This is a genomic window from Corynebacterium sp. ES2794-CONJ1, from assembly GCF_025660615.1.
Classification (GTDB): Bacteria; Actinomycetota; Actinomycetes; order Mycobacteriales; family Mycobacteriaceae; genus Corynebacterium.
On the sequence record NZ_JAOTIM010000003.1, the window covers coordinates 271,309 to 294,970 of the forward strand.

At 53.3% G+C, this 23,662-nt stretch carries 24 protein-coding genes; 19 read left to right on the forward strand and 5 right to left on the reverse strand.

Annotated features, from left to right (window positions below; translation table 11 throughout):
• Positions 1 to 155: 155 nt before the first annotated feature.
• The 11 genes from atpB (at position 156) to N7326_RS05480 (ending at position 8,835) form a co-directional block, all read left to right on the forward strand.
• Positions 156 to 947 (forward strand): F0F1 ATP synthase subunit A, encoded by a 792-nt coding sequence (atpB, locus tag N7326_RS05430; protein WP_259078435.1) that lies wholly within the window; start codon positions 156 to 158, stop codon positions 945 to 947.
• 97 nt (positions 948 to 1,044) lie between these two features.
• Positions 1,045 to 1,284 (forward strand): ATP synthase F0 subunit C, encoded by a 240-nt coding sequence (locus N7326_RS05435; RefSeq protein WP_259077993.1) that lies wholly within the window; start codon positions 1,045 to 1,047, stop codon positions 1,282 to 1,284.
• A 33-nt stretch (positions 1,285 to 1,317) separates the two neighbouring features.
• Positions 1,318 to 1,866 carry a F0F1 ATP synthase subunit B gene (locus N7326_RS05440; protein WP_259077991.1) on the forward strand — a complete coding sequence of 183 codons (549 nt, stop codon included), beginning with the start codon at positions 1,318 to 1,320 and terminating at the stop codon, positions 1,864 to 1,866.
• Positions 1,867 to 1,874: 8 nt separating this feature from the next.
• Positions 1,875 to 2,693 carry a F0F1 ATP synthase subunit delta gene (locus N7326_RS05445; protein ID WP_259077989.1) on the forward strand — a complete coding sequence of 273 codons (819 nt, stop codon included), beginning with the start codon at positions 1,875 to 1,877 and terminating at the stop codon, positions 2,691 to 2,693.
• Positions 2,694 to 2,756: 63 nt separating this feature from the next.
• On the forward strand, positions 2,757 to 4,385 hold the full coding sequence (atpA, locus tag N7326_RS05450) for a F0F1 ATP synthase subunit alpha (protein ID WP_259077987.1): 1,629 nt from the start codon (positions 2,757 to 2,759) through the stop codon (positions 4,383 to 4,385).
• 57 nt (positions 4,386 to 4,442) lie between these two features.
• Complete coding sequence (locus N7326_RS05455) at positions 4,443 to 5,420, forward strand: F0F1 ATP synthase subunit gamma (protein WP_259158342.1); 978 nt, start codon at positions 4,443 to 4,445, stop codon at positions 5,418 to 5,420.
• 3 nt (positions 5,421 to 5,423) lie between these two features.
• Positions 5,424 to 6,869, forward strand: coding sequence for a F0F1 ATP synthase subunit beta (atpD, locus tag N7326_RS05460; RefSeq protein ID WP_259077983.1), 1,446 nt, complete (start codon positions 5,424 to 5,426; stop codon positions 6,867 to 6,869).
• 14 nt (positions 6,870 to 6,883) lie between these two features.
• Positions 6,884 to 7,255, forward strand: coding sequence for a F0F1 ATP synthase subunit epsilon (locus N7326_RS05465; protein ID WP_259077982.1), 372 nt, complete (start codon positions 6,884 to 6,886; stop codon positions 7,253 to 7,255).
• A gap of 100 nt (positions 7,256 to 7,355) precedes the next feature.
• Positions 7,356 to 7,811, forward strand: coding sequence for a DUF2550 domain-containing protein (locus N7326_RS05470; RefSeq protein WP_259077980.1), 456 nt, complete (start codon positions 7,356 to 7,358; stop codon positions 7,809 to 7,811).
• Positions 7,812 to 7,844: 33 nt separating this feature from the next.
• Positions 7,845 to 8,543, forward strand: coding sequence for an endonuclease NucS (nucS, locus tag N7326_RS05475; RefSeq protein WP_259158344.1), 699 nt, complete (start codon positions 7,845 to 7,847; stop codon positions 8,541 to 8,543).
• 4 nt (positions 8,544 to 8,547) lie between these two features.
• Positions 8,548 to 8,835 carry a hypothetical protein gene (locus tag N7326_RS05480; protein WP_259077976.1) on the forward strand — a complete coding sequence of 96 codons (288 nt, stop codon included), beginning with the start codon at positions 8,548 to 8,550 and terminating at the stop codon, positions 8,833 to 8,835.
• Between the two features lie 3 nt (positions 8,836 to 8,838).
• Here the strand turns inward: N7326_RS05480 and mce are convergent, their stop codons facing one another.
• Positions 8,839 to 9,285, reverse strand: a complete 447-nt coding sequence (gene mce / locus N7326_RS05485) for a methylmalonyl-CoA epimerase (RefSeq protein ID WP_396124731.1) — start codon at positions 9,283 to 9,285, stop codon at positions 8,839 to 8,841.
• Between the two features lie 72 nt (positions 9,286 to 9,357).
• On the opposite strand from mce, the gene N7326_RS05490 reads away from it, so the two are divergent.
• The gene (locus tag N7326_RS05490; RefSeq protein WP_259077974.1) at positions 9,358 to 9,666 is read left to right on the forward strand and encodes an MTH1187 family thiamine-binding protein; all 309 of its coding nucleotides are present in this window, start codon (positions 9,358 to 9,360) and stop codon (positions 9,664 to 9,666) included.
• Between the two features lie 12 nt (positions 9,667 to 9,678).
• On the forward strand, positions 9,679 to 10,521 hold the full coding sequence (locus tag N7326_RS05495) for a tetratricopeptide repeat protein (protein ID WP_259077972.1): 843 nt from the start codon (positions 9,679 to 9,681) through the stop codon (positions 10,519 to 10,521).
• A gap of 55 nt (positions 10,522 to 10,576) precedes the next feature.
• Here N7326_RS05495 and glgB read toward each other — a convergent pair whose 3' ends face one another.
• Positions 10,577 to 12,796: a 1,4-alpha-glucan branching protein GlgB gene (gene glgB / locus N7326_RS05500; RefSeq protein WP_263088287.1), complete on the reverse strand. Its 2,220-nt coding sequence runs from the start codon at positions 12,794 to 12,796 to the stop codon at positions 10,577 to 10,579.
• Between the two features lie 387 nt (positions 12,797 to 13,183).
• A complete protein-coding gene (locus N7326_RS05505; RefSeq protein ID WP_259077962.1) occupies positions 13,184 to 15,220 on the reverse strand; it encodes a maltotransferase domain-containing protein in 2,037 nt (678 codons plus the stop codon).
• 194 nt (positions 15,221 to 15,414) lie between these two features.
• Here N7326_RS05505 and N7326_RS05510 point away from each other — a divergent pair, with 194 nt between their 5' ends.
• From N7326_RS05510 to N7326_RS05535, 6 genes are all read left to right on the forward strand, one after another.
• Positions 15,415 to 16,200 carry an ABC transporter ATP-binding protein gene (locus N7326_RS05510; protein ID WP_259077954.1) on the forward strand — a complete coding sequence of 262 codons (786 nt, stop codon included), beginning with the start codon at positions 15,415 to 15,417 and terminating at the stop codon, positions 16,198 to 16,200.
• Between the two features lie 12 nt (positions 16,201 to 16,212).
• On the forward strand, positions 16,213 to 17,010 hold the full coding sequence (locus tag N7326_RS05515) for an NUDIX hydrolase (protein WP_259077953.1): 798 nt from the start codon (positions 16,213 to 16,215) through the stop codon (positions 17,008 to 17,010).
• Positions 17,007 to 18,185, forward strand: coding sequence for a THUMP-like domain-containing protein (locus N7326_RS05520; protein ID WP_259289464.1), 1,179 nt, complete (start codon positions 17,007 to 17,009; stop codon positions 18,183 to 18,185). Before N7326_RS05515 ends, N7326_RS05520 begins: the two co-directional genes overlap by 4 nt.
• A 134-nt stretch (positions 18,186 to 18,319) precedes the next feature.
• Positions 18,320 to 19,117 carry an electron transfer flavoprotein subunit beta/FixA family protein gene (locus tag N7326_RS05525; protein WP_259077950.1) on the forward strand — a complete coding sequence of 266 codons (798 nt, stop codon included), beginning with the start codon at positions 18,320 to 18,322 and terminating at the stop codon, positions 19,115 to 19,117.
• Between the two features lie 12 nt (positions 19,118 to 19,129).
• Entirely contained in the window at positions 19,130 to 20,092 is a 963-nt protein-coding gene (locus tag N7326_RS05530) for an electron transfer flavoprotein subunit alpha/FixB family protein (protein WP_259077949.1), read from the forward strand.
• Between the two features lie 44 nt (positions 20,093 to 20,136).
• Complete coding sequence (locus N7326_RS05535; RefSeq protein WP_259077947.1) at positions 20,137 to 21,276, forward strand: cysteine desulfurase family protein; 1,140 nt, start codon at positions 20,137 to 20,139, stop codon at positions 21,274 to 21,276.
• A gap of 33 nt (positions 21,277 to 21,309) precedes the next feature.
• On the opposite strand, the gene N7326_RS05540 is transcribed toward N7326_RS05535, so the two are convergent.
• Together N7326_RS05540 and N7326_RS05545 are read right to left on the reverse strand one after the other, a co-directional pair.
• The gene (locus tag N7326_RS05540; RefSeq protein WP_259077945.1) at positions 21,310 to 22,692 is read right to left on the reverse strand and encodes an alpha/beta hydrolase; all 1,383 of its coding nucleotides are present in this window, start codon (positions 22,690 to 22,692) and stop codon (positions 21,310 to 21,312) included.
• A gap of 101 nt (positions 22,693 to 22,793) precedes the next feature.
• Positions 22,794 to 23,651 (reverse strand): spermidine synthase, encoded by an 858-nt coding sequence (locus tag N7326_RS05545; RefSeq protein ID WP_396124730.1) that lies wholly within the window; start codon positions 23,649 to 23,651, stop codon positions 22,794 to 22,796.
• Positions 23,652 to 23,662 lie beyond the last annotated feature (11 nt).

Below are 23,662 nucleotides of genomic sequence, written 5' to 3' on the forward strand. Positions count from 1 at the left end.
CAATTGATCGAGACTTAGGTTCTGGGTTGACTACCGATGTGTAAGGGAATTGGTAGTCAGTACCAAGAAATGACATGACGTCCCTTACACCACGATTTTTCAAAATATAGATTTTCGTGGCCCGAACACGGGAGAGAACGCTGAGCGTTATACAACTGGCCTTAGAGGGTGAATTTCACGCGCCCGATTTGGATCATGAATTTTTCCCGGATGCCATTTGGTTCGCCGATATTGCGAACGGCTGGTTCACAATCGACCGTCTGGTGTTTGTCCGCTTAATTATGGTTGGCGTTCTTCTGGCATTCTTCCTCATTGCTATGCGTCGCCCGAAGCTAATTCCTTCGGGCTTGCAGAATGTTGGCGAGTTGCTGTTGGACTTTGTGCGCATCCATATCGCAGAAGAGATCCTCGGGAGGAAAGAAGGGCGGCGGTTCCTGCCGGTTATTGCCACAATCTTCTTCCTGGTGCTGTTTATTAATGCCCCGTCGATCATTCCGTTCCTTAATATTTCGCCCAATGCTCGTATCGCTATGCCATTAGTGTTGGCGATTGTAGGTTATATAGCCTTCATTTACGCGGGCGCAAAGAAGTACGGATTCTTCAAGTATATGAAGAGTTCAGTGGTGATCCCCAACCTGCCGCTGCCGCTACACTTTGCGGTGGTGCCACTGGAATTTTTATCGACGTTTATTCTGCGCCCCGCCACACTCACGGTTCGTCTGATGGCGAATATGCTGGTTGGACACATCATTCTGGTTCTGCTTTTTTCTGCTTCTAACTTCTTTTTCTGGCAGATGAATGGCTGGACCGCCTTATCGGCAGTCACCTTGGTTGCTGGTGTCGCGTTCACTATCTTTGAGATGTTGGTCATCTTCTTGCAGGCCTATATTTTCGCCCTGCTAGTAGCCGTCTACATCGAATTGTCGTTGCACGCCGACGAACACTGATCCACATAGCGCATCTTGTTCTAAGATCGCTAATTAATCACATATTTTTGAAACTTGCTCGGAAGAACTGAGCACGAAGAAAGGGAATGACACTCTCATGAATGAAGTCATCTTGGCTCAAGAAGCAGCTGGAGTTACCGGCTCCATTGCCACCCTCGGCTACGGCCTTGCAACCCTAGGGCCCGGCCTCGGCTTGGGTTTCCTTGTAGGTAAGGCTCTCGAAGGCATGGCACGCCAGCCAGAAATGGCCGGTCAGCTTCGTACCAACATGATTCTCGGTATCGCTTTCGTGGAGGCCCTCGCACTGATCGGTCTTGTCGCCGGCTTCATCTTGTAATTACTAACGACGACTAGGAAAGTTTGAGGATTCATGACGAACGTCATTTCTTTAGTAGCTGCAGACTCAGAAAATTCTGTGCTGCTGCCAGCGAATTACGACATCGTCTGGTCGCTCGTTGTATTCATCGTCGTGGGACTCGCCTTCTGGTTATATATCAACCCGAAGTACCAAGAGGTCCTATCCGAGCGTAAAGACCGTATCAAGGGCGGCATCCAGCGTGCTGAAGCAGCGCAATCGGAGGCCAAAGCAGCCCTCGAGAAGTACAACGCTCAGCTAGCTGAAGCTCGCACCGAAGCTGCCGAAATCCGTGAAGAAGCCCGCCAGAAGGGCAAGCAGATCGAGGCCGAGATGAGGGCCAAGGCAACCGAAGAAAGCCACCGGATTATTGAGTCTGGTGAGAAGCAATTAGCTGCCCAGCGGGAGCAGGTTGTAGCCCAATTGCGTAATGAGATGGGGCAGCATGCAGTGGCTTTGGCTGAGCGCCTCATGGCTGAGCAGTTGTCGGATGCAACCAAGCGTTCTGGCACCATTGATCGTTTCCTGGCCGATCTCGACACGGTCCCAGCGGCAGGAAAGTAGGCCTACTTATGCACGCAGCAAGTCGCTACGCACTCGCTCAGCTATCTGCCAGCCTCGACGAGGATCTGCGCGGAGAAGATCAGGCTATTGCGGCGGCCGCCCAGATCGGCACTGAACTATTCGACGTGGTGGAAGTTCTGGACGAGGAGCGCCGCTTGCGCACGTCGGTTGCCGATGTTTCCCTCAGCGCCGATCAGCGCGCGGGCCTCATTGCAGCTGTATTTGCCGACAAGGTGTCCTTGTCCACACTTAAGCTCCTCCGCGCGGCAGCGGCAAAGGAATGGTCAACTCCGCGAGAGTTTCGAGCTGGGCTCGTTCAACTAGGCCGTCGCGCAATCTTGCGTTCGGCTGACTTGCAGGGACAACTTTTGCAGGTGGAAGATGAACTCTTCCGCCTATCTAGGCTGCTCCTCAAGCAACCGCAACTTGCCCTGAGACTCGATGACCGGAGTGCTGACTCATTAAAGAGGCGTGAGCTATTTGCCCACATTCTTTATGGCAAAGTCACAGCTGCAACCGAAACCCTAGCATTACAGGTTGTGGGTCGGCGCGAGGCAAATATTATCGACGATCTCCACGAGATTTCGACATACGCCGCCAGCATGTGGGGGCGTGAGGTTGCTTACGTGGAATCTGCCGTTGAGCTTTCCGAGTCCCAAAAACAGGCGCTGTCAAGCAAGTTAGAGCGTATTTATGGTCGTGCGATGAGCATCCACTTAGAGGTTAATCCCAGCCTCCTCGGTGGCATGATCATCCGAGTTGACGACGAAGTAATTGATGGCTCCTATACCGGCAAGATTGACCGGTTGCGTCTTTTGCAAGTCTAAAACACGACAGAAACGAAGAAGATTAAGAAATTGCTGGAAGAAACTACCGAGAGCAGGAAAAACATGGCGGAGCTGACGATCTCCTCCGATGAGATCCGTAGCGCGATTGCGAACTACACCTCGAGCTACTCCGCGGAGGCCTCCCGCGAGGAGGTCGGAGTGGTTATTTCCACTGCTGATGGCATTGCCCAGGTGTCTGGACTCCCATCAGTAATGGCTAACGAGCTCATCGAATTCCCAGGCGGCGTTATAGGCGTCGCGCAGAACCTCGATACCGACCGCATCGGTGTTGTGATCTTGGGTAATTATGAGACATTAAAAGAAGGCGACGAAGTTAAGCGCACCGGTGAGGTGCTGTCGATTCCCGTGGGCGATAATTTTCGCGGGCGCGTCATCAACCCCCTTGGTCAACCCATCGATGGCTTGGGGGCTATCGAGGCTGAAGAGGATCGCGTCCTAGAACTACAAGCCCCCTCAGTCCTTGAGCGTCAGCCCGTGGGAGAGCCCATGCAGACGGGTATTAAAGCTATTGACGCTATGACTCCCATCGGTCGCGGTCAGCGCCAGCTGATTATTGGCGACCGCAAGACCGGCAAGACAGCCGTGTGTGTCGATACGATTTTGAATCAAAAGGCGAACTGGGAATCGGGCGATAAATCCAAGCAGGTGCGCTGCATCTACGTGGCTATCGGCCAAAAAGGCTCGACTGTGGCTGCTCTGCGCAAAACCTTAGAGGAACACGGCGCTCTGGAGTACACCACCATTGTGGCTGCTCCAGCATCCGATTCCGCTGGCTTTAAGTGGTTGGCTCCTTTCGCAGGAGCGGCCCTCGGACAGCACTGGATGTACCAGGGCTACCATGTCCTGGTGGTCTACGATGATTTGACCAAGCAGGCAGAGGCTTATCGTGCGATCTCGTTGTTGCTGCGTCGTCCTCCAGGACGTGAGGCCTACCCCGGTGACGTCTTCTACCTGCACTCCCGACTACTCGAGCGCGCCGCGAAACTGTCCGATGAGCTAGGCGCTGGCTCGATGACCGCTCTACCGATCATCGAGACCAAGGCAAACGATGTTTCCGCCTTCATTCCTACCAACGTGATCTCGATCACCGATGGTCAGGTCTTCCTCGAGTCAGATCTCTTCAACCAGGGTGTTCGCCCCGCAATCAACGTCGGTGTTTCAGTGTCCCGTGTCGGTGGTGCCGCACAGACGAAGGGGATGAAGAAGGTTTCTGGTTCTCTACGTCTCGATCTTGCCGCTTACCGAGATCTCGAGGCCTTCGCCACTTTCGCCTCCGACCTTGATCCAGCATCCAGAGCGCAGCTCGATCGTGGTTCACGCCTGGTTGAACTGCTCAAGCAACCCGAGAATTCACCACAACCAGTAGAAGATCAGATCGTATCCATCTGGCTGGCTAGCGAGGGGCATTTTGACAACGTACCCGTCGAAGATATTCGTCGCTTCGAACGTGAGTTGCTAGATTACCTACATGCTTCGCACCGCGCGATCTTCGACCAGATTGCTGGGGGTGCGGCTTTATCTGAAAGTAGCCAGGAGACCTTGGTCGAGCAGACCGAGAACTTCAAACGCAGCTTCCAGACCACCGATGGAACTCCTGTGATCAACGAAGTAGAGCCTGAGGCTCTGCCTGCTGATCAGGTGAAGAAGCATCAGCTGAAGGTTAAGAAATAAGAGCAATGACTCTTACGAGCATGACAAACATCAAGGAAAAGAAGGGAGGCGCTGTATATGGCAAGTCTTCGCGAATTGCGTAGCCGAATCCGTTCGGTTAACTCAACGAAGAAAATCACGAAGGCCCAAGAGCTGATCGCTACTTCGCGCATCACGAGAGCTCAGGCCCGCGTGGAAGCATCACAGCCATACGCCACCGAAATCCAAAATGTGATTGGTCGTCTGGCCTCAGCAAGTTCCCTCGATCACCCAATGCTGAGACTTCGAGATAATGCCCGACGGGCCGCCATTCTCGTGGTGACCTCAGATCGTGGAATGGCTGGAGGCTATAACTACAACGTCTTCAAGAAGACAGCGGAATTGGAAAAGCTGCTGACCGCCGAGGGCTACGAAGTTGTGCGGTATATTTGTGGCAACAAGGGTGTGGGCTACTACAACTTCCGTGGCGGCGATTATGCTGGCGCGTGGGCGGGGTTCTCCCAAGATCCGACCTGGGTAGATACGCACGACTTGCGTCGCCACTTAATCGATGGTTTCCTCGCTGGCTCCGACGGTCTTGCTAAATATCGTCCGGGCATCAACGGGGAAGAAGGCCAGGCAGTACCAGGGTTTGATTCTGTGCACGTTGTCTACACCGAGTTTGAGTCCATGTTGACCCAAACGGCGACCGCACACCAGCTGCTTCCTATAGAGCCGGTTGTAGAGACGACTGAGATTAAAAAAGGCGAAGACTTCCTCGATACCTCAGGCGAGCCAGAACCAGATTATTATTTTGAACCTGACGTGGAAACACTCATGGAGGCTCTGCTTCCTAAGTTCATCTCTCGAAGCCTTTTCGCTATGTTGCTGGAGGCCTCGGCAGCAGAATCAGCTTCGCGTCGTAACGCGATGAAATCTGCCACGGACAACGCCAACGAGTTGGTCAAAGACCTCTCGCGGGTGGCTAACCAAGCTCGTCAGGCGCAGATTACCCAGGAAATCACAGAGATTGTCGGTGGCGCAGGCGCGCTCGCCGAAAGCGGAGAAAGTGACTAGATTATGACCACAGCTCTCACAGAGCAACAAACCCAGGCCGCGGCTACCGCGGGCCGCGTAGTGCGCGTTATTGGGCCGGTCGTCGACGTGGAATTTCCGCGCGGCGAGCTCCCGGCACTCTTTAACGCGCTGACTGTCGATATCGACCTCGAGGCAGTTGCAAAGACCATCACGCTCGAGGTGGCCCAACACCTGGGCGACAATATCGTGCGAACCGTTTCCATGGCGCCTACTGACGGCCTCGTGCGAGGCGCTACCGTGACCGATAGCGGTAAGCCCATTAGCGTGCCCGTCGGCGACATCGTCAAGGGCCACGTCTTTAATGCCCTCGGCGACTGCCTTGATGAGCCAGGTCTTGGCCGCGACGGTGAGCAATGGGGCATCCACCGCGATCCGCCACCCTTCGACCAGCTCGAGGGTAAGACTGAAATCCTGGAGACGGGCATTAAAGTCATCGACCTACTCACCCCTTATGTAAAGGGCGGTAAAATTGGCCTCTTTGGTGGTGCTGGCGTGGGTAAGACCGTTCTCATTCAGGAGATGATCACGCGTATCGCCCGCGAATTCTCCGGTACCTCGGTATTCGCTGGTGTTGGTGAGCGTACCCGCGAAGGAACCGACCTCTTCTTGGAGATGGAAGAAATGGGCGTGCTTCCAGATACAGCGCTGGTTTTCGGCCAGATGGATGAGCCCCCTGGAGTGCGTATGCGCGTCGCTTTGTCGGGCCTCACCATGGCGGAGTATTTCCGTGACGTCCAGCACCAGGACGTGTTGCTGTTCATCGATAATATCTTCCGCTTTACCCAAGCAGGTTCCGAGGTTTCCACGCTGCTCGGTCGTATGCCTTCGGCTGTGGGTTACCAGCCCACCTTGGCTGACGAAATGGGTGTGCTGCAGGAGCGAATTACTTCCACTAAAGGTCGTTCGATTACCTCCTTGCAGGCCGTCTACGTGCCAGCCGACGACTACACCGACCCTGCACCGGCGACAACCTTCGCCCACTTGGATGCCACCACCGAACTTGACCGTGCTATTGCATCAAAGGGTATCTACCCTGCAGTGAACCCGCTGTCTTCGACTTCCCGTATCCTGGAGCCGGGCATCGTGGGTGAGCGCCACTATACCGTTGCCCAGCGTGTGATCAATATTTTGCAGAAGAACAAAGAGCTCCAAGATATTATCGCTATTCTCGGTATGGATGAGCTGTCAGAAGAAGATAAAATCACAGTGGCTCGTGCCCGCCGTATCGAGCGATTCTTAGGGCAGAACTTCTTTGTTGCCGAGAAATTCACTGGTATTCCTGGCTCCTATGTGCCATTAGAGGAAACCATTGATGCATTCGAGCGCATCTGCGACGGCGAGTTCGATCATTATCCCGAGCAAGCTTTCAACGGCTTGGGCGGTTTGGAAGATGTAGAAAACGCCTACAAAAAGTTGTCTGAGAAATAGGAAGAGGCACGCACATGGCTGATATCACCGTGGAACTCGTTTCTCCCGAGCGTATGCTGTGGAGTGGCACCGCGACGATTGTTACCGCGCAGACCACCGAAGGTGAGATTGGCGTGCTCGCTGGGCACGAACCTATGCTGGGACAGCTCGTGGACAATGGTGTTGTAACCATCAGCCCAACTGATGGGGAAAAGCGCTACGCCGCTGTGCAAGGTGGCTTCTTATCCGTCTCAAAGGAGAAGGTCACGATCCTAGCGGAGTATGCCGTTTGGGCTTCGGAGATTAATTCCTCCGACTCTACGCAACGTCTGCAAGATCCCGATAAGGTAGCCAAACTTCGCGCTCAGGCTGAATTAAAGGCACTCAAACGTAGCGGTCGCTCGTAGAGCAGCCGTGTATATGGTGAGATCCCCGAGATAAGTTTTTTCTCCGGGGATCTCACCGTATTATTATTCTCATAAACGCTGGATATAAAAGGGGAGAATCATGGTATCTGGGTTGCTCTGGTTGTTATCGGCAATACTGCTCACGACCGCACTCCTTGCCGCGTGGCGATTCTTTAGGTATCGACCACAGGGCTCAGCCATGGCAATACGGACGATGCCTACCTCTGGAATCCATGGGTGGCGCTTTGGTAGCGCCCATTATTCTTATCAAACTTTAAAATTCTATAAACTACGCTCGATCCGCCCTGGTGAGGATCTTAATTTCAACCGGTCTTCCATCGAATTATTAGGTCAACGTGATACCAGCTCTGCTGAACGAACCTTCTTCGGTGATGGAGAACCGGTTTTTATTTTCTCTCACGGGGACACCACCTACGAGGCGCATGCTACCAGCCTCGTTCGCTTGGCATTCACGGCTTGGATCGAGTCTGCCCCAGATATCCGTACCGATCGCATGTCGGTGCAGGAATTAAGGCACCAGAGCAATTCTGATTAATGAAGCCAGTGATCGTGAGCTAGGCTAGAATTTATGCGTCTCGTTATAGCACGGTGTTCAGTTAATTATGTGGGCCGCCTCGAAGCCCATCTGCCCATGGCCGATCGTCTCTTGCTTTTGAAAGCTGATGGATCCGTCTCCGTTCACGCTGATGACCGTGCGTACAAACCTCTAAATTGGATGACGCCCCCATTGACGGTGACCGAGACCGAAGATCCCAAGGATTTTCCCGAGGGCGCCAGCGATCTAGTTAGCTACTGGATAGTGGAGAATAAAAAGGGTGAACAACTGCGCATCAGTATCGAAGCTATCCATTCAGATATCTCCTACGAGCTGGGTGTCGATCCCGGTCTAGTCAAAGACGGAGTGGAAGCTCACCTCCAGGAGCTACTAGCCGATAATATTGAGGTGATGGGGGAGGGTTATAGCCTTATTCGGCGTGAGTATATGACACCTATTGGCCCTGTAGACATCCTATGCCGCGATGACCAGGGAAATACCATAGCCGTAGAGATTAAGCGCCGTGGCGGAATTGATGGGGTCGAACAACTGTGCCGCTATGTGGAACTACTGAACCGAGATCCACTCTTGGCACCTGTCCGGGGAGTATTTGCTGCTCAAAGTATTAAACCACAAGCTCGCACGCTTGCTGAGGATCGCGGTCTTTCCTGCCTTGTACTTGACTATAACGAATTACGGGGAAGTGAAAGCAGCGAGTTGAGGTTATTCTAGGTCGATGGGACGAAAAAATAGACGAGCTAATATCAGCTCGTCACATCAGCTTCCCAGTCATGGGGCCGCGTTTTTTGGAACTCGTGAGGTTGTCGGACCTCGGTGGGCCCAGGGAGAGATATTTCTCATGCGACTCATGGGTAGCAGCACTGCCAAAAAGTACTATATTTGCCCTGGCTGCAATCAGAATATCCCCCCGGGTATTACCCACGTAGTGGCTTGGCCCAAAGACTATGGCGGACGAGCGGAAGATCGCCGTCATTGGCATCGGGCCTGCTGGGAAAGGCGATAGAATTTAGTGCTGTGGCTGGGTGAGTTCGAGAAGTACTCCGCCAGCATCCTTCGGGTGCACAAAGTTGATTCGGGCTCCGCCGGTACCAGTCTTTGGCTCGGGATAGAGGAGGCGGACGCCCTGCTCCTTCAGGTGAGCACTGAGGGCGTCAATATCACTGGTGCGAAGGCACATCTGCTGCAGGCCAGGGCCCTTCTTAGAGATGAACTTTGCAATTGTTGATTCTTCGTTGAGTGGCGCCAGAAGCTGGATCATACCGTCGGTTTTACCCAGATTCTTAGGGCCGACCATGGCCTCGGTGACGCCCTGTTCTTCGTTAACTTCCTGGTGGTGGTTAACCCAGCCGAAAGCAGAGGCGTAGAACTTCAGAGCTTCGTCAAGATCTGGAACAGCAATACCTACGTGATCTAGGCAGATCACGAGATTTTCGGGAATATTCAATGTCGTCATAGTTATCGATATTACCCCCTTATCTCTGGGAAAACATGCTGTGTGAAATAGATCAAGCGCTAGAATGGTCGTATGATAATTGCTTTTTCCGTTGCCCCCACAGAGGTTCCGAATCCCACCGCAGAAATGAGCGAGGCGGTAGCCGCCGCAGTAAAAATAGTTCGCGAATCCGGATTGCCTCACGAAACAAATGCCATGTTTACGTTGATCGAAGGCGAGTGGGATGAGGTGATGGATGTGGTCAAGCGCGCGACTGATGCGGTCTTGGAGGTGTCACCTAGGGTAGGTTTGGTCATCAAGGCAGATATCCGCCCTGGATATACCAACCAATTGCGTGCCAAAGTTGAATCAGTTGAGCGCCATCTTGCCAACTCCCAGTAGAAAGAACTTTTTATGACCAACTTTTCTGGTGCTGTAGATCTAGCAGCCATTTCCAAACCTGCCGTCGCTGGTGTACCCACCTTTGTGGATCTCACAATGGACAATATTCAGCATGAGTTAGTGGAACGCTCGGCGCAGGTACCCGTAATTGTCATTGTGGGAACCCCTCGGAGCCCAGAATCGGAGCAACTCAAAAGCGATTTTAAACAGTTAGTGACCGCTAACCCCGGTAAATATGTGGTCGCCTATGTAGACGCGGACGCCAGTCCTGATATTGCGCGCATGTTTGGTATTCAGGGCTTACCCACCGTTGTTGCTTTTGCCTCCGGTCAACCACTGGCCAATTTTGAAGGCGGGCAGCCACGTGAAGCTTTAACACAATGGCTCAAGGCGATTCTGGAGGCTGTTGGAGACCAGTTGCCGGGGTTAGAGAACGAAGAGCCCGATGGCGATCCTCGGTTTGAGCCGGCTACTGCCGCCTTAAACGACGGAGATTATGATGCCGCTATTGCAGTTTACGAGTCAATTCTTGCCTCAGAGCCTAAGAACCAAGAGGCGTTGCGAGCTCGCGACAGCGCTCACGTGCTCAAAAGGTTAAATGAGGCCTCAAAATCAGACAACGATCCAATTACCTGGGCACAGCAGAATCCCAAAGATATCGACGCTCAGTTCGCTGCAGCTGACGCATATATTGCGGCTGGGGCACCGGAGCAAGCCTTCGATACGCTCATCGGAGTGTTGAAAATAGATACGCCGAAGGTACGCGATCGACTCCTTGAGCTATTTTCTCTTTTCGATGTCTCCGATGCGCGTGTTATCGCAGCACGTCGCGCGATGGCTTCAGCTCTCTTTTAATTAGACTCAAAAGAAAAGCCCACCGAAGTGGGCTTTTCTCTATTTATGTCGCAATTTATGGGCGCCTATTACCAGTCCATTGATAGAACTGAGCGCTCATTGCTGGAATGGCGATGGTCAGGGAGTGTTCATAACCATCCCACGCGGTATCCCACGCTTCGACATCGGTCTCCACATAGTTATCGCCGCCCTGGTAAACACCAGCATCAGTATTAAGAATACAATGCCAGTTTCCTGATGCAGGAACACCAAATTTATAACTAGTCTGAGGGGAGCCGCCGAGGTTGAAGACACAAAGGATTTTCTCTCCGTCTCGACCGTGACGCACAAACGCGAGGATATTATTGCTTGCGTCATCGGACTTGGTCCACGAGAAGCCGTCGGGAGTATTGTCTAGGCTGTACAGGGCGGGGGAGCTCTCATAGATACCGTTGAGATCACGCACTAAATTCTGCAGAGCGTCGTGATATTCGCCCTCCCAGCCAGACATATTGTCCCAGTCTAGGGAACGAGCCTCGGACCACTCCATGATTTGACCGAACTCTTGACCTTGGAAGAGTAATTTCTTGCCGGGGTGAGCGTACATATAGGCGTAGAGAGTCCTAAGACCAGCTGCCTTCTGCCAAGCGTTCCCAGGCATCTTAGTCCACAGTGAACCCTTCCCGTGAACCACTTCATCATGGCTGAAGGGGAGGCAGAAATTTTCAGAGAAGGCGTAGACGAGAGAGAAGGTGATCTCGTTGTGATGCCATGATCGGTGGATAGGATCGAGCTTGAAGTACTCCAAGCTGTCGTTCATCCAGCCCATATTCCATTTCAAATCGAAGCCGAGACCGTTAAATTCGGTGGGGGAGGTCACCCCGGGCCATGAGGTAGATTCCTCAGCAATGGTGAGCGCACCGGGGAAGGTTTTGTGAACGGTAGCATTCATCTCTTGGAGGAATTGCACTGCTTCTAAGTTTTCCCGACCGCCGTAGATATTGGGCAGCCATTCGCCCTCTTTGCGCGAGTAATCGAGATAGAGCATGGAAGCCACGGCGTCAACGCGCAAACCATCGATATGGAATTGGTCAATCCAATAAAGGGCATTTGCTACCAAGAAGTTACGGACCTCGTTGCGGCCAAAGTCGAAGACATAGGTACCCCAGTCCATCTGTTCGCCACGGCGCCAATCGGGATGCTCGTAGAGAGCCTGGCCGTCGAAGCGGCCGAGGGCGAAATCATCCTTAGGAAAGTGTGCAGGAACCCAGTCCATGATCACACCAATGCCCTCCGCGTGGAAAGCGTCGACTAGTTCTCGGAACTCATCGGGACTACCCCAGCGGGCAGTTGGGGCGTAGTAGCCGGACACTTGGTAACCCCAGGAACCGCCAAAGGGATGCTCGGCTACGGGCATGAATTCGACGTGCGTATAGCCCATATCTTTCACGTAGGCGACGAGTTCAGTCTTGAGCTCGTGATACCCCAGGCCCATGCGCCACGAACCTAGGTGCACCTCGTAAACACTCATTGGCTTATTGAGATGGTCAGCGTGCTCGCGGTTGCGTAGCCACGACGCATCTTTCCACTTATAGTTATTCGCCACCACAATGGAGCCGGTGCGTGGTGGCTCCTCAGCTGCGCGCGCCATGGGGTCGGCTTTGTCGAGGCGCCAACCTTGCTGGGTATGGATAGCGAATTTGTAGACACAGCCAGCTTCCAGCCCCGGGATGAACAGTTCCCAGATTCCGGAGTCACCGAGCGAGCGCATCGGGAATTGGTTGGGATTCCACCCGCAGAAATCACCGATAACGGCCACACCCGCTGCGTGAGGAGCCCATACTGCGAAGGAGACACCTGAGACTGTGCCCATGGTGGTCTCATATTGGCGAATATGCGCACCCATCACATCCCAGAGGCGTTCGTGGCGGCCCTCCTTGATAAGATGCATGTCCAGCTCGCCCAAGGTGGGAAGGAAGTGGTAGGGATCAGCCTCGATGGTGGTCAGATCCTTATTCCAGGTGACCTTTAGGCGATAGTCTTCGAGAGTGGCACCTTTTTTTATGGTGGCGGTGAAGATGTCATCTCCGATTGCGTCGAGCTTGCGGGTTTTGCCATCAGCAGTGAGTATTTCTACCTTTTCAGCTCCCAGTTGCCTGGTACGTATGATGGCATCGCCGTTCTCAAGAGCGTGCCACCCATAGATGCCGTGTGGATCATAATGACGGCACTGCGTTAATAGTCCGCGGTCGTGGTCGTCGAGACCGGCGGGGTTATAGGTGGTGAACTCAGCCATAATTAGCTTCTTTCTTTCGCTCGTACTCCATAGGTAGCTGGGTTTTCAAAACCCACAGAGATTCCGCCCTGCACCCTCGAAGGCTATGTAACTTAGCTCATAGTTTGGATGAAGATGGAATCACAACACATAGCTTTAGTTTAGCTTCCTCCATCCTAAAGCCCTATTTCTAAGATCGGTTTTAGGGCCCAAAAAATAGGGAGATTAAACACAGTGGGATAAAACCCCCGCATAGCGCACGATAAGCCACAGTTCGCATTGAGATTGCTGCCCCAATTACCCCCGAAGGTAGGGAAGACTGCGCCCACATCTGCGGGAATCTCTCAGGAGTTTTTCCAGCAGAAAAGGAAAACCCCACCCCCTGAAATCAAGGGTGGGGGACAAGTCCTAGGGGCGATAATCCGTTATAGTGCGCTTTCTTATGCGCTCGAGGGCGTCACCAGATACCTTGGGCAAGCTCAAAATATGGGCGACGTCTTGCAAAGGCTCAAGTCGGACGTAAGTTCGATCGCTCCACGGGAAATTCTGACCTGTAATCATATCGTGCACGTTAAATTGCTCACCAGGGGCTAGGCCAATGGCCCCCATATCGAGTTCCACCATCGTTTCCTGAGCATGGAAAGAATCGAGATTGACGATAATCAAGATGGCGTCCCCAGTGACAGGATCGATCTTGGTATAGGCAATGATCTGATCATTGGCAGTGTGGTGGAAATGGATCTGACGCAGTTGTTGGAGAGCGGGGTGAGCACGCCTGATCTCATTGAGAGTCGTGATATACGGTTCGAGGGAATCACCCGATTCGACGGCAGCCTCAAAATCGCGGGGTCGCAATTGATATTTCTCGCTATCGAGATATTCTTCACTGCCCTCGTTAGCTGCTTGAGACTCATAGAGCTCATAGCCGGAATAGACACCCCATAGTGGAGAGAGAGTTGCCGCCAACGTAGCGCGGATGGCGAAGATGGCCCGCCCGCCGTACTGCAAAGAGGCGTGCAGAATATCAGGAGTGTTGACAAAGAGATTCGGGCGTGAGCAGTCGGCCATTGTAGCAATTTCGTGGGCGAAATCGATGAGCTCAGACTTAGACGTCTTCCACGTGAAGTAAGTATAGGACTGCGAGAATCCTACCTTGGCTAAACCGTAGAGTTTGGCCGGTCGCGTAAAAGCCTCAGCTAGGAAGATCACCTCAGGATTGGTGGCACGTACTTCAGTAATCAGCCATTGCCAGAAATTAGCAGGCTTAGTATGAGGGTTGTCTACTCTGAAGGTCTTAACCCCAAGACTGATCCAGTATTGCACCACACGTAGGATCTCAGCATAAATATCGCCTTGGTTATTGTCGAAATTCAGCGGATAGATATCCTGATATTTCTTTGGTGGGTTCTCCGCAAAGGCGATAGTGCCATCGGGAAGGGTCGTAAAGAAATCTGGGTGGCTGTGTGCCCACGGGTGATCCGGAGCCGCCTGCAAGGCGAGGTCCAGCGCTACTTCCAAGCCTAGTTTCTCGGCGTGGGAGATAAGTTTCTTGAAATCTTTAGCATCACCTAGTTCTGGGTGGAAGGCGTCGTGACCGCCTGCGGCGGAGCCGATGGCCCATGGGGAGCCTACATCATTAGCTTCTGCGACAAGAGAATTATTTTTCCCTTTGCGATTGATTTCGCCAATGGGATGAATGGGCGGGAAATAAACGGTATCAAAGCCCATTCGAGCTACGCGGTCGAGTGCCTGGGCCGTGGTGGCAAAGGTTCCGTGAACCGGTTTTCCATTGGAGTCGACTCCGCCGGTGGACCGTGGGAATAGTTCATACCATGAATTCACCAGAGCTTCGCGGCGTTCAACTAATACCTTGTGTAAGGGAGAGGATGTAAGAAGTTCCCGTATCGGGAATTCGTGCAGGATCTCCAGAACCTCATGAGACAGGCTGGGAGCTACGCGCACCCTCAAGGATTCGGTCTCATCACGTAGCTCTTTGGCTACTGCGAGTAACGCCATTTTGTGGCTCTTTTTGCGTACCTTTTGAGCAGCCCGCTCGAATAGAAGTGCTCCGGTTTCGAAGTCATTGCGAAGCTCTTCGGCCTTTTGTCCAGCCTCGATCTTTTTGGTAATCGCGTTGCGCCAGGTACTCATGGGATCGCTCCAGGCCTCAACTTTGAAGGACCACTGACCTGGAGTATCAGGAATGAAAAAGGCGTGGACGAGGTCAGGGTTATTCGCCTCAGGGCGCATACTAAATCGAACGCGATTCGCTGCCAGCCGGGAATCCGCGGGGCCTTGAACTACGAGAGTGCCGACGATAGCATCATGCCCTTCACGCCAGACGAGGGCACTAACTGGAACCAGCTCACCCACGACTGCTTTCGAGGGATGTTCCCGGGCGGAAAGTACGGGGCGAATATCTTCGATCGCAAGTCGTCCTGTCACGATTGTCTCCATTATGAGTAGGGTGCCAATTGGCATAGCTAAGAAAAAGGCAGCACCGCAGTGCGCTTATTATCCAATCTAGTCATGTGACGGAGATAAGGAAGAGCAATTCACTGTGACATTTATTTGATGTGTCGTTAAGAAGTTGGTGTCACTTCACTCCTGGATGGTGAAGATAAGGAAGAATAGGATATATGACTCATATCCTCGATCTGCGCGATATAAGCCTTATCAGGCAGTCCAAGCCCATTATTAAAGATCTCAGCTGGAAGGTCAGCCCTGGTCAACGATGGGTTATTCTAGGCCCGAATGGAGCCGGTAAAACTACACTGCTCCGTATCGCTGGAGCGGAGGAATTCCCTACCCGAGGGAGTGTGCGGATTCTCGACGAGCAGGTAGGTCGGACGGATATGCGTGATCTGCGCAGCATGATCGGCTTTAGTTCGCCGAGCCTTGCGACTCGTATCCCACATGATGAGAACGTAATCGATCTTGTGGTGTCCGCAGGATATGCAATCGTGGGGCGATGGCGCGAAGAATACGATGAGCATGATATTGCCCGCGCTCAAGCTCTTCTGGAACGCATGGGTGCAGGTCACCTCGCAGATCGGCGGTTTGGCTATTTAAGCGAAGGTGAACGCAAACGCGTGCTTATTGCGCGCGCGCTCATGACTGACCCAGAATTGCTCCTACTCGATGAGCCAACCGCAGGTCTAGATCTTGGCGGGCGCGAGGATCTAATGGGATACTTAGGTGCTATCGCCCGCGATGAAGATGCCCCGGTCTTGGTCATGATCACCCACCATGTGGAAGAAATTCCAGCAGGATTCAGTCACGCATTACTTCTTGACCAGGGACAGATTGTCACTCAGGGGCCGATTGCTGATGTAGTGACAAGTGAAAACCTCAGCAAGCTCTACGACCAGCCGCTGGTTGTTGACGAAATTGACGGGCGTTATTTTGCGCGTCGACAAGAATAAAGAAGGAGCGTAATGTCGCCAGCTGTTACCGGATTGGGTAATGCCCGGCTTGCCGTGACCGTCCTGATGATCCGTGACAGTGCCCGCGGCTTAGAAGTCTATATTCAAGAACGCGTATCGTCGATGCCCACTTTTCCTAATGCCACCGTATTCCCCGGTGGCGGTGTGGATGAGCGCGATCTTGAGCAGCATGCCGACAGCCCATTGTGGTCTGGTCCGAGCGCACATACGTGGAGTTCCACATTAGGAATTGAGCCGAATAAAGCCTGCGCCCTCATTATGGCTGCCGGCCGCGAGCTGTTCGAAGAAACTGGAACCCTTCTGGCATCAGATCAACAGGGGGAATTAATTGCCGATGCGCACCCGTACCATCCGCAGCGTATGGCCCTAGAATCGCATAGATTGTCTTTTTCTGAGGTGCTCAAGACTCACCGACTGACACTGCGCTCGGAAGTGCTTTATCCCTATGCTAGGTGGGTGAGTCCAATCAACGCCCGTCACCGGTTCGATATGTTCTCTTTCATCGTTGCTCAACCTCGTGGCCAAGAACCTGATGGTCGTACGCGCGAAGCCGCCTCTACGGGGTGGTTTAGCCCCGAGCTGGTGCTCAGAGGTTGGCATGAGGGCCTGCTGCAATTGGTGATACCTACATGGGCTCACTTAAAATTTCTCAGCGCTTTTTCCTCTGTGGACGAAGTTCTCACCAACATTAAAGGACGCGAGATTACTCCTGTGGTGGGGGATCCATATCACGATCCGCGCTTTGAAAAATTCTACTCCCACACTCCACCCCAGAGATTTCAACTATGAGTTTCAGTGCCGACGAGGTCGATTATCTCATAGCTCAGCACGATGAGATTGCGGCGGTAGCGCCGAGATTAACGTGGGATAAGAAAAATGCGCTTCGCAATGCCACAGTGATGCGCTCTCTATTTCCTGAGCATTCCCGGGCCGTGATGGAGTTGCTGTCGGCGCGCTTAGCCGCCAAAACGAAACTCCCAGAGTCGTGGCTTATGTGCACCGAATCAGCGCAGCAGGCTACTCCTGCAGAGGTTGCTTTGCAGCGTGCTCACAGATTGTCCCTCTATGGGGGAGTAGTCCATGATATAACGTGTTCAATCGGAACCGAGGGGCTAGCTGTGTCCCACTATGGATTAACATATTGCGGTTCTGATCTTGACCGAATTCGCCTCAAGATGGCGAGGCATAACCTCGGTGACCGTGCCCTCATTCACCAAGCAGATGCACTCCAACCCGCGGTTCGTCGAGGCGATATCATCATTGCGGACCCAGCGAGACGGCAAGGGGGGCGTCGACTCCTCAAGCCAGAAGATCTGCTGCCTCCACTGCCGGATCTCATCAAGTCCTATGCGGGAAGAGAGCTGGCAATTAAATGCGCTCCTGGCCTAGACTATCGATTTTGGCCAGGCTTGGTGAGCGTTAGCAGTGTTGACGGTGGGGTAAAAGAGGTGTGCCTATACAGCGAAGGCCTGAGCGGAGGATCAAAGCGCGAGGCGCTCGTTATCGTCAAAGGTAAAGTGGACCGACTCAACGACGATCTGCCACAGGACTGTCAGGTTAAAGAACCCGGACGTTTTATAATCGACCCTGACGGCGCTGTGGTGCGGGCCGGCTTAGTCCGCCACTATGCCGTCCGAGAAAAACTGTGGATGCTTGACGAGCGTATTGCTTTTCTCAGTGGCGATGCCATTCCACCAGGACATAGCGGATTTGAATTTCTGGAAGCGGTGTCGCTAAAAAAACTGCGCAAGGCAATGGATTACTACCAGGCGGGTAGTGTGGAGATTCTCATCCGCGGTGTGGAGAAAGACCCCGACCAGCTACGCCGGAGTTTGAAATTACGCGGAAAAAATCACCTAACCCTAGTACTTGCTCGAATCGGTGACGATCATATTGGTTTTATCTGCGGTCCGAGGCAATGGGGAGGAAGTCACCCGAATTACATGGCTGTTACGACAGCTTGATTAAACAGCTAGAAGTATTCGCAGTTTACCGATTCCTATTGGGGCAGTAGTGTGGGTGGGGCGTGATATTTTTCTCAAATTTGGCGCTAGCGTAGTTAGCCAACGATAGAAAACGGCAATAGAAAGGGCGATAGATGCCAGCAATCGTAGTATTGGTAAAAAACGTTCCTGATACCTGGTCGGCGAAATCTCTCAAGCAGGATTACACCCTTGATCGGGAAAGCGTTGACAATGTGCTCGATGAAGTTAATGAATATGCAGTGGAGCAGGCGCTACAGTTGCGGGATTCCTTAGACAACAGCGAGGTCGTGGCGCTTTCCGTGGCGCCAAATAACGGCCAAGAAGCTCTGCGAAAGGCCTTAGCTATGGGCGCAGATCGAGCTATTCAGGTAGCTGATGAGGCTCTCGCCGGCTCCGATATCATGGGCACCGCATGGGTAATTACAAATGCTCTCAATCTCGTTGATGATATTGCCCTCATTATCGCCGGACAAGCTTCCTCAGATGGCGCCATGGGAGCGCTGCCCGGCATACTAGCCGAATACCGCAGTTGCCCAGCGCTGACAAGTTGCACCGAAGTGAAGCTATCAGGTGCTACGGTTACTGCTACGCGCCAAACCCATTCCGGAATCTGGGAGGTCGAAGCGCAAATACCAGCGGTAATTTCGGTGACTGATCAGGCAGACAAGCCCAGGTTCCCAAATTTTAAGGGCATCATGGCCGCTAAGAAAGCAGAAATCCCCGTGTATAGCCTGGAGGATATTGGGGTGGCTGCCGAGCAGGTTGGTTTAGCCCATGCTGCTACGCGTATCACTCATGCAGTCTCACGCGGGGTGCGTGGTCGAGGAGAGACAATCTACGGCGATGCCGATACCCAAGCCGAGGCGGTAGTGGAATTCCTTGCCGCTAGGAATCTACTTACACGGAATTAAAGGAGCAAAGCTATGTCTCAAGCCTATATTCTCGTCGATTATGCTGGCGATACTCTTGCGCCCTCGACTATCGAGCTCTTGCATGCTGCTCGCGTCCTAGGATCTGTTACGGCTGTGGTGGTTGGTGAGCCCGGGAGTCATCTTCGCTTTGTCGAGGACTTAAAGGCACACGGCGCTGATACCATTATCGGGGCTGAGGTGGCCGATTATTCGCGTCGAACCATTATTCCTGAAGTTGATGCCCTAAGTATGCTTGCGGCTGGAAATCCTGGACCCATCGTAGTCAGCGCCGGCATTGAGGGCAATGAAATCGCTGGCAGGCTCGCTGCTCGACTCGCCTCGGGGGTGCTTTGCGATGTAGTAGCCATCAACTCCGATCGCAGCGCCACCATGAGCATCTTTGGAGACTCTATTGAAGTCAATGCAGTCGTAGGAGGTACCAGCCCAATTTATACGCTGCGCCAGGGTGCCGTTGATTCTCGCCAAGAGATTAGTGCAGGGGCTGGGGCTGTCAGCAGCTTCGCGCTTCCTTCTCACGGCGCTAAGGATTGCACTATTACGTCCTTTAGCCCAGTCGAGGCTGGCGAACGGCCGGATCTGAGTCAAGCAAAGGTAGTCATTTGTGCTGGCCGCGGAATTGACTCGGCCGAGAATTTCCACGAGCTCGCCGAACCTTTGGCCGATCTATTCGAAGGGGCGGTGGGTGCAACCCGCGATGTGGTTGACCTCGATTGGTATCCCGGGCAATACCAGGTGGGGCAGACAGGCGTGACTGTCAGCCCTGATCTCTACATTGGTCTCGGTATCTCTGGAGCCATCCAGCATACATCCGGAATGCAGACCTCGCGGACGGTCATCGTGATCAATAACGACGAGGACGCACCGTTTTTCCACATAGCGGATCTAGGTATAGTGGGTGACCTCCATGAGGTCGTGCCACTAGTGATTGAGAAGATCAAGGCTCGTCGTAGCTAAATAGGCCGCTAAATAGGCTGCGCTGCAATTAGGAGGGAGAAGCCTTGGTATACCTTGACCATGCCGCCACAACACCGATGCGCGCGGTCACCAAAAGTGCATGGCTGGAGGCGAGCACCTACCTGAATCCAGCCGGCCAGTATGGGGCAGGGCGACAGGCTCGAAGTGTGCTCGACGATGCCCGCGAACTCGTAGCCAGTCTCTTAGGTGCAGAACCCATTGAGGTTGTTTTCACAGCTAGCGGCACCGAAGCAGACAATCTCGCGATTCAAGGCTACTACGAGGCGCGGGGTGCCACCCACCCTCGAGTGATTAGTTCCGACATAGAGCACGCTGCTGTTTATGATACCGTACGCCATCTCGAGGCAAGCAGAGGAGCACACCTCGAGCTACTCCCAGCCGACCGTAGCGGCTTTATCCATGATGCCCACGACGCTCTCGACCAACCCGCGGCGGTGGCTAGTTTCATGTGGGCCAATAATGAAACTGGCGCGATACAACCAATATCGAGCCTCATTGCCGGAGCTGCCGCTACTGGTACCCCGGTCCATATTGATGCTGTCCAGGTGGCAGGCAAAATCCCCATCGATTTCGCGGCGCTGGGGGCTAGTTCGCTGGCTGTGTCCGGACACAAATTCGGTGGGCCCCGAGGTGTCGGAGTGCTGTTAGTGAAACGCAACCCCGCTCCACGTCCACTTTTCCATGGAGGGGGTCAAGAGCGAGGGCTACGGTCAGGGACCGTGGACGTTGCTGGAGCGTGGGCTCTTGCACGCGCGCTGGAGGAGGCAGTCGCGGACATCGACGCAGAAAATAGGCGCTTGGAACGGTTGAAGGAGAAAGTGCTTCGCACAGTTTCCGACACCGTTGATGACGTGCTGATCAATACTCCGGAGCTCTCCTTATCGAGCCATATAAATTTCTCTTTTCCCGGCTGTGAGGGGGATAGCCTCATCATGCTTCTCGACGCGATGAATATCGCTGCTTCAACCGGGTCCGCCTGTGCCAACGGAGTTAACCGTGCTTCGCGGGTGCTGCTGGCCCAGGGCCTCGATGACGCTACAGCGAGGGGAACCCTACGCATTACCTTGGGCTATACCACCACCGAGGATGACGTCGATACGCTTTTAGCGGCGCTGCCTAAGGTAGTCGAACGAGCGCGAGCCGCTGGAATGGCGTCCACGTAGAAAAACTGCCTGCTCTGTAAGCAGGCAGTTTCTTTATTCGAAAGGAAGTTGGTTGAGGTCAGCTTCAGTCAGGGTTGATCTAGTCTCGCTCGGGGCCAGATTCTCGTCGCTGTCTGTATTGCTGTCTTCGTCGGTTGCGCGCATCCGGAATGCGTGGGGTAATACCTCCTCGTTGTCGATGCCGAACCCTTTAGCGTAGGTGGGCCAGGAATCCTCCATATCACGGACCCAGTAGGACCAGGTGTGGACGCCTGTATTGCGGAAATTATAGGTCGCCGGGATCCCCAGGTGATCTAGTTTCGCTTTAAGATCATGAGTGCATGAATTGGTTGCAGCCTCGATCACTCCACCGGATACCGTCACTTCGGCAGACCCTCCCAAGGCTTCCGTGCTTTGCTCCGGGGTACTTGTCTTGGAATTAACAAAAGAGCTAAATACCTCGCTTGCGGAAACTAGGCCCGAACCATTGGAGATATAGATCGTTTTATCGCGAAGTCCAGGAGCTTGGATCAAAGCATCATGGGCCTTGTTGCGCTCGGATCCCAAAGGGCCCCATATTGACGCTGGGCTCTCCCCGTCGCGGTTCACGGTGAATTGAGCCCATAGGGCTGGTAGCGGCTTCGATGTAGCAGCGCAGCCAGAATATGAACCGACTACATCATAGAAATCGGGATTGCGCTCGGCTAGTAGTAGCGACGAGGTCGCAGACATACTCATACCTACGATGCCCCGGCGCTGACTGTCAGCCTCCAGTTCTGCCTCTAAAGGGCCAGGTAATTCTTTAGTAAGGAAGGTCTCCCAGCGCTGCGGCCCCTTGAGATAGGTATCGCCTTGGGGTTCCTTCAGCCAATCCACATAATAGGAAAAGGCACCACGCATCGGGATGACCACATTGATATTCTTTTTCCAGTAAAAATCGAGCGCTTGAGTATTACTTACCCACGTCACACGTTGCTCACCGCCACCGGCACCATTGAGCAAATAGAGAATCGGTCGATTGGGGTCTTTAGCCTTAATAACCACCAACGGAATACTACGATTATTCATAGACGGTGAGGTCGCCTGAATCTCCACAATTCGATCATCACCGTGGCGCTGGTTGAAATAATCAATCCGTTGCCGGAAACGATCATCGTTGAACTCGGCATCAGCGGGGCGATCTTCTGGACGCATCACCGTCAATTGCGATAAAGCCACCGGAACGGCTTCTGCAGGATCTTCTTCTGCGATGGAGAGTTCTGTCTGTGAGGGTGCGGCGATCTCATCCCTGAGGGTCTCCGTACCTAAAACTTCGGCTGACACGAGGTTGTCAGCAGCAGTAAAAGATGAGTCTTCTGCGTGACTGAGAGCTGGATGAGCTACCAAGCTCGCAACTAAAAAACTGATCGCTGTAAGACCTACGGACGATTTACTCATAACGCTCCTTGCGAGAGGGACAACCTGGTTGGAAATCTTAGTGCACTTAGAATAGCAGCCTTTATCTAACTACAATCGTCGCCATTGCTTGCCCGCTATGATCAGTCATGCAGAATCTTACCGCTGGCACAAAATTGCTTAACCCACTCCTCATCCTTATATTGAGCTGGAACCGCACCGCGCAACAGCATCTTTGTCATATGAGGTGCCTGATCACGTAAAGGCAGGGGAGAAGAAGAAGCGAGTAAAATCATATTCCCATAGCGTCGCCCTTTCAGCATCGCAGGATCGGCAATCGCCGCGCGGTAGGGAAAAATCTCTCCCATAGTTTTCAATTCCGATTTAGCTAGACTGAGATCGGAGTGGTCTCCGCAATTTGCGCAGTACAGACCGCTGGAGTCTAGGGAGGCAGCCACCTGATGGAAAAACTCAATAGTTCTAAGAGATGAAGGAGTTTGATCACCGGCGAATACGTCTCGAATGATGATGTCTCGCGAGCGATCGACAAAGGAATCAGTCACAGTACGAGCATCGCCCACTCGAATTTTCAACTGGGGGCTGCGGGGCAGATCAAACCACTCGCGCACCATACGAGCTAAATCTCCATCGATTTCCACCACAGTATTTCGGGACGCCGGATACCGTGCCACCATATACCTTGCCAGCGAACATGCCCCACCTCCTAGGTGCGTCACCCGCAACTTCTGCGGATCCAGGCAGTTCTCCACCCACGGCTCAATTGCAGCCACAATCCACCGCATATACTCATATTCAAGGCGGAGAGGGTCTTGGCTGATATGAGAAGACGGAACCCCGTTGACTAAAACCTCCCAGTCGCCCGGGCTGAAACTGTCTGCTCGCACCTCCACGCTTCCCGAGGACGTAGGATAAATTCCAGCCAGCTCGGACTTATCGGGAGTCTTCTTGTTTAGATGTGATAATCGTTGTTTTCGGCCCACAGTGCTCTAAT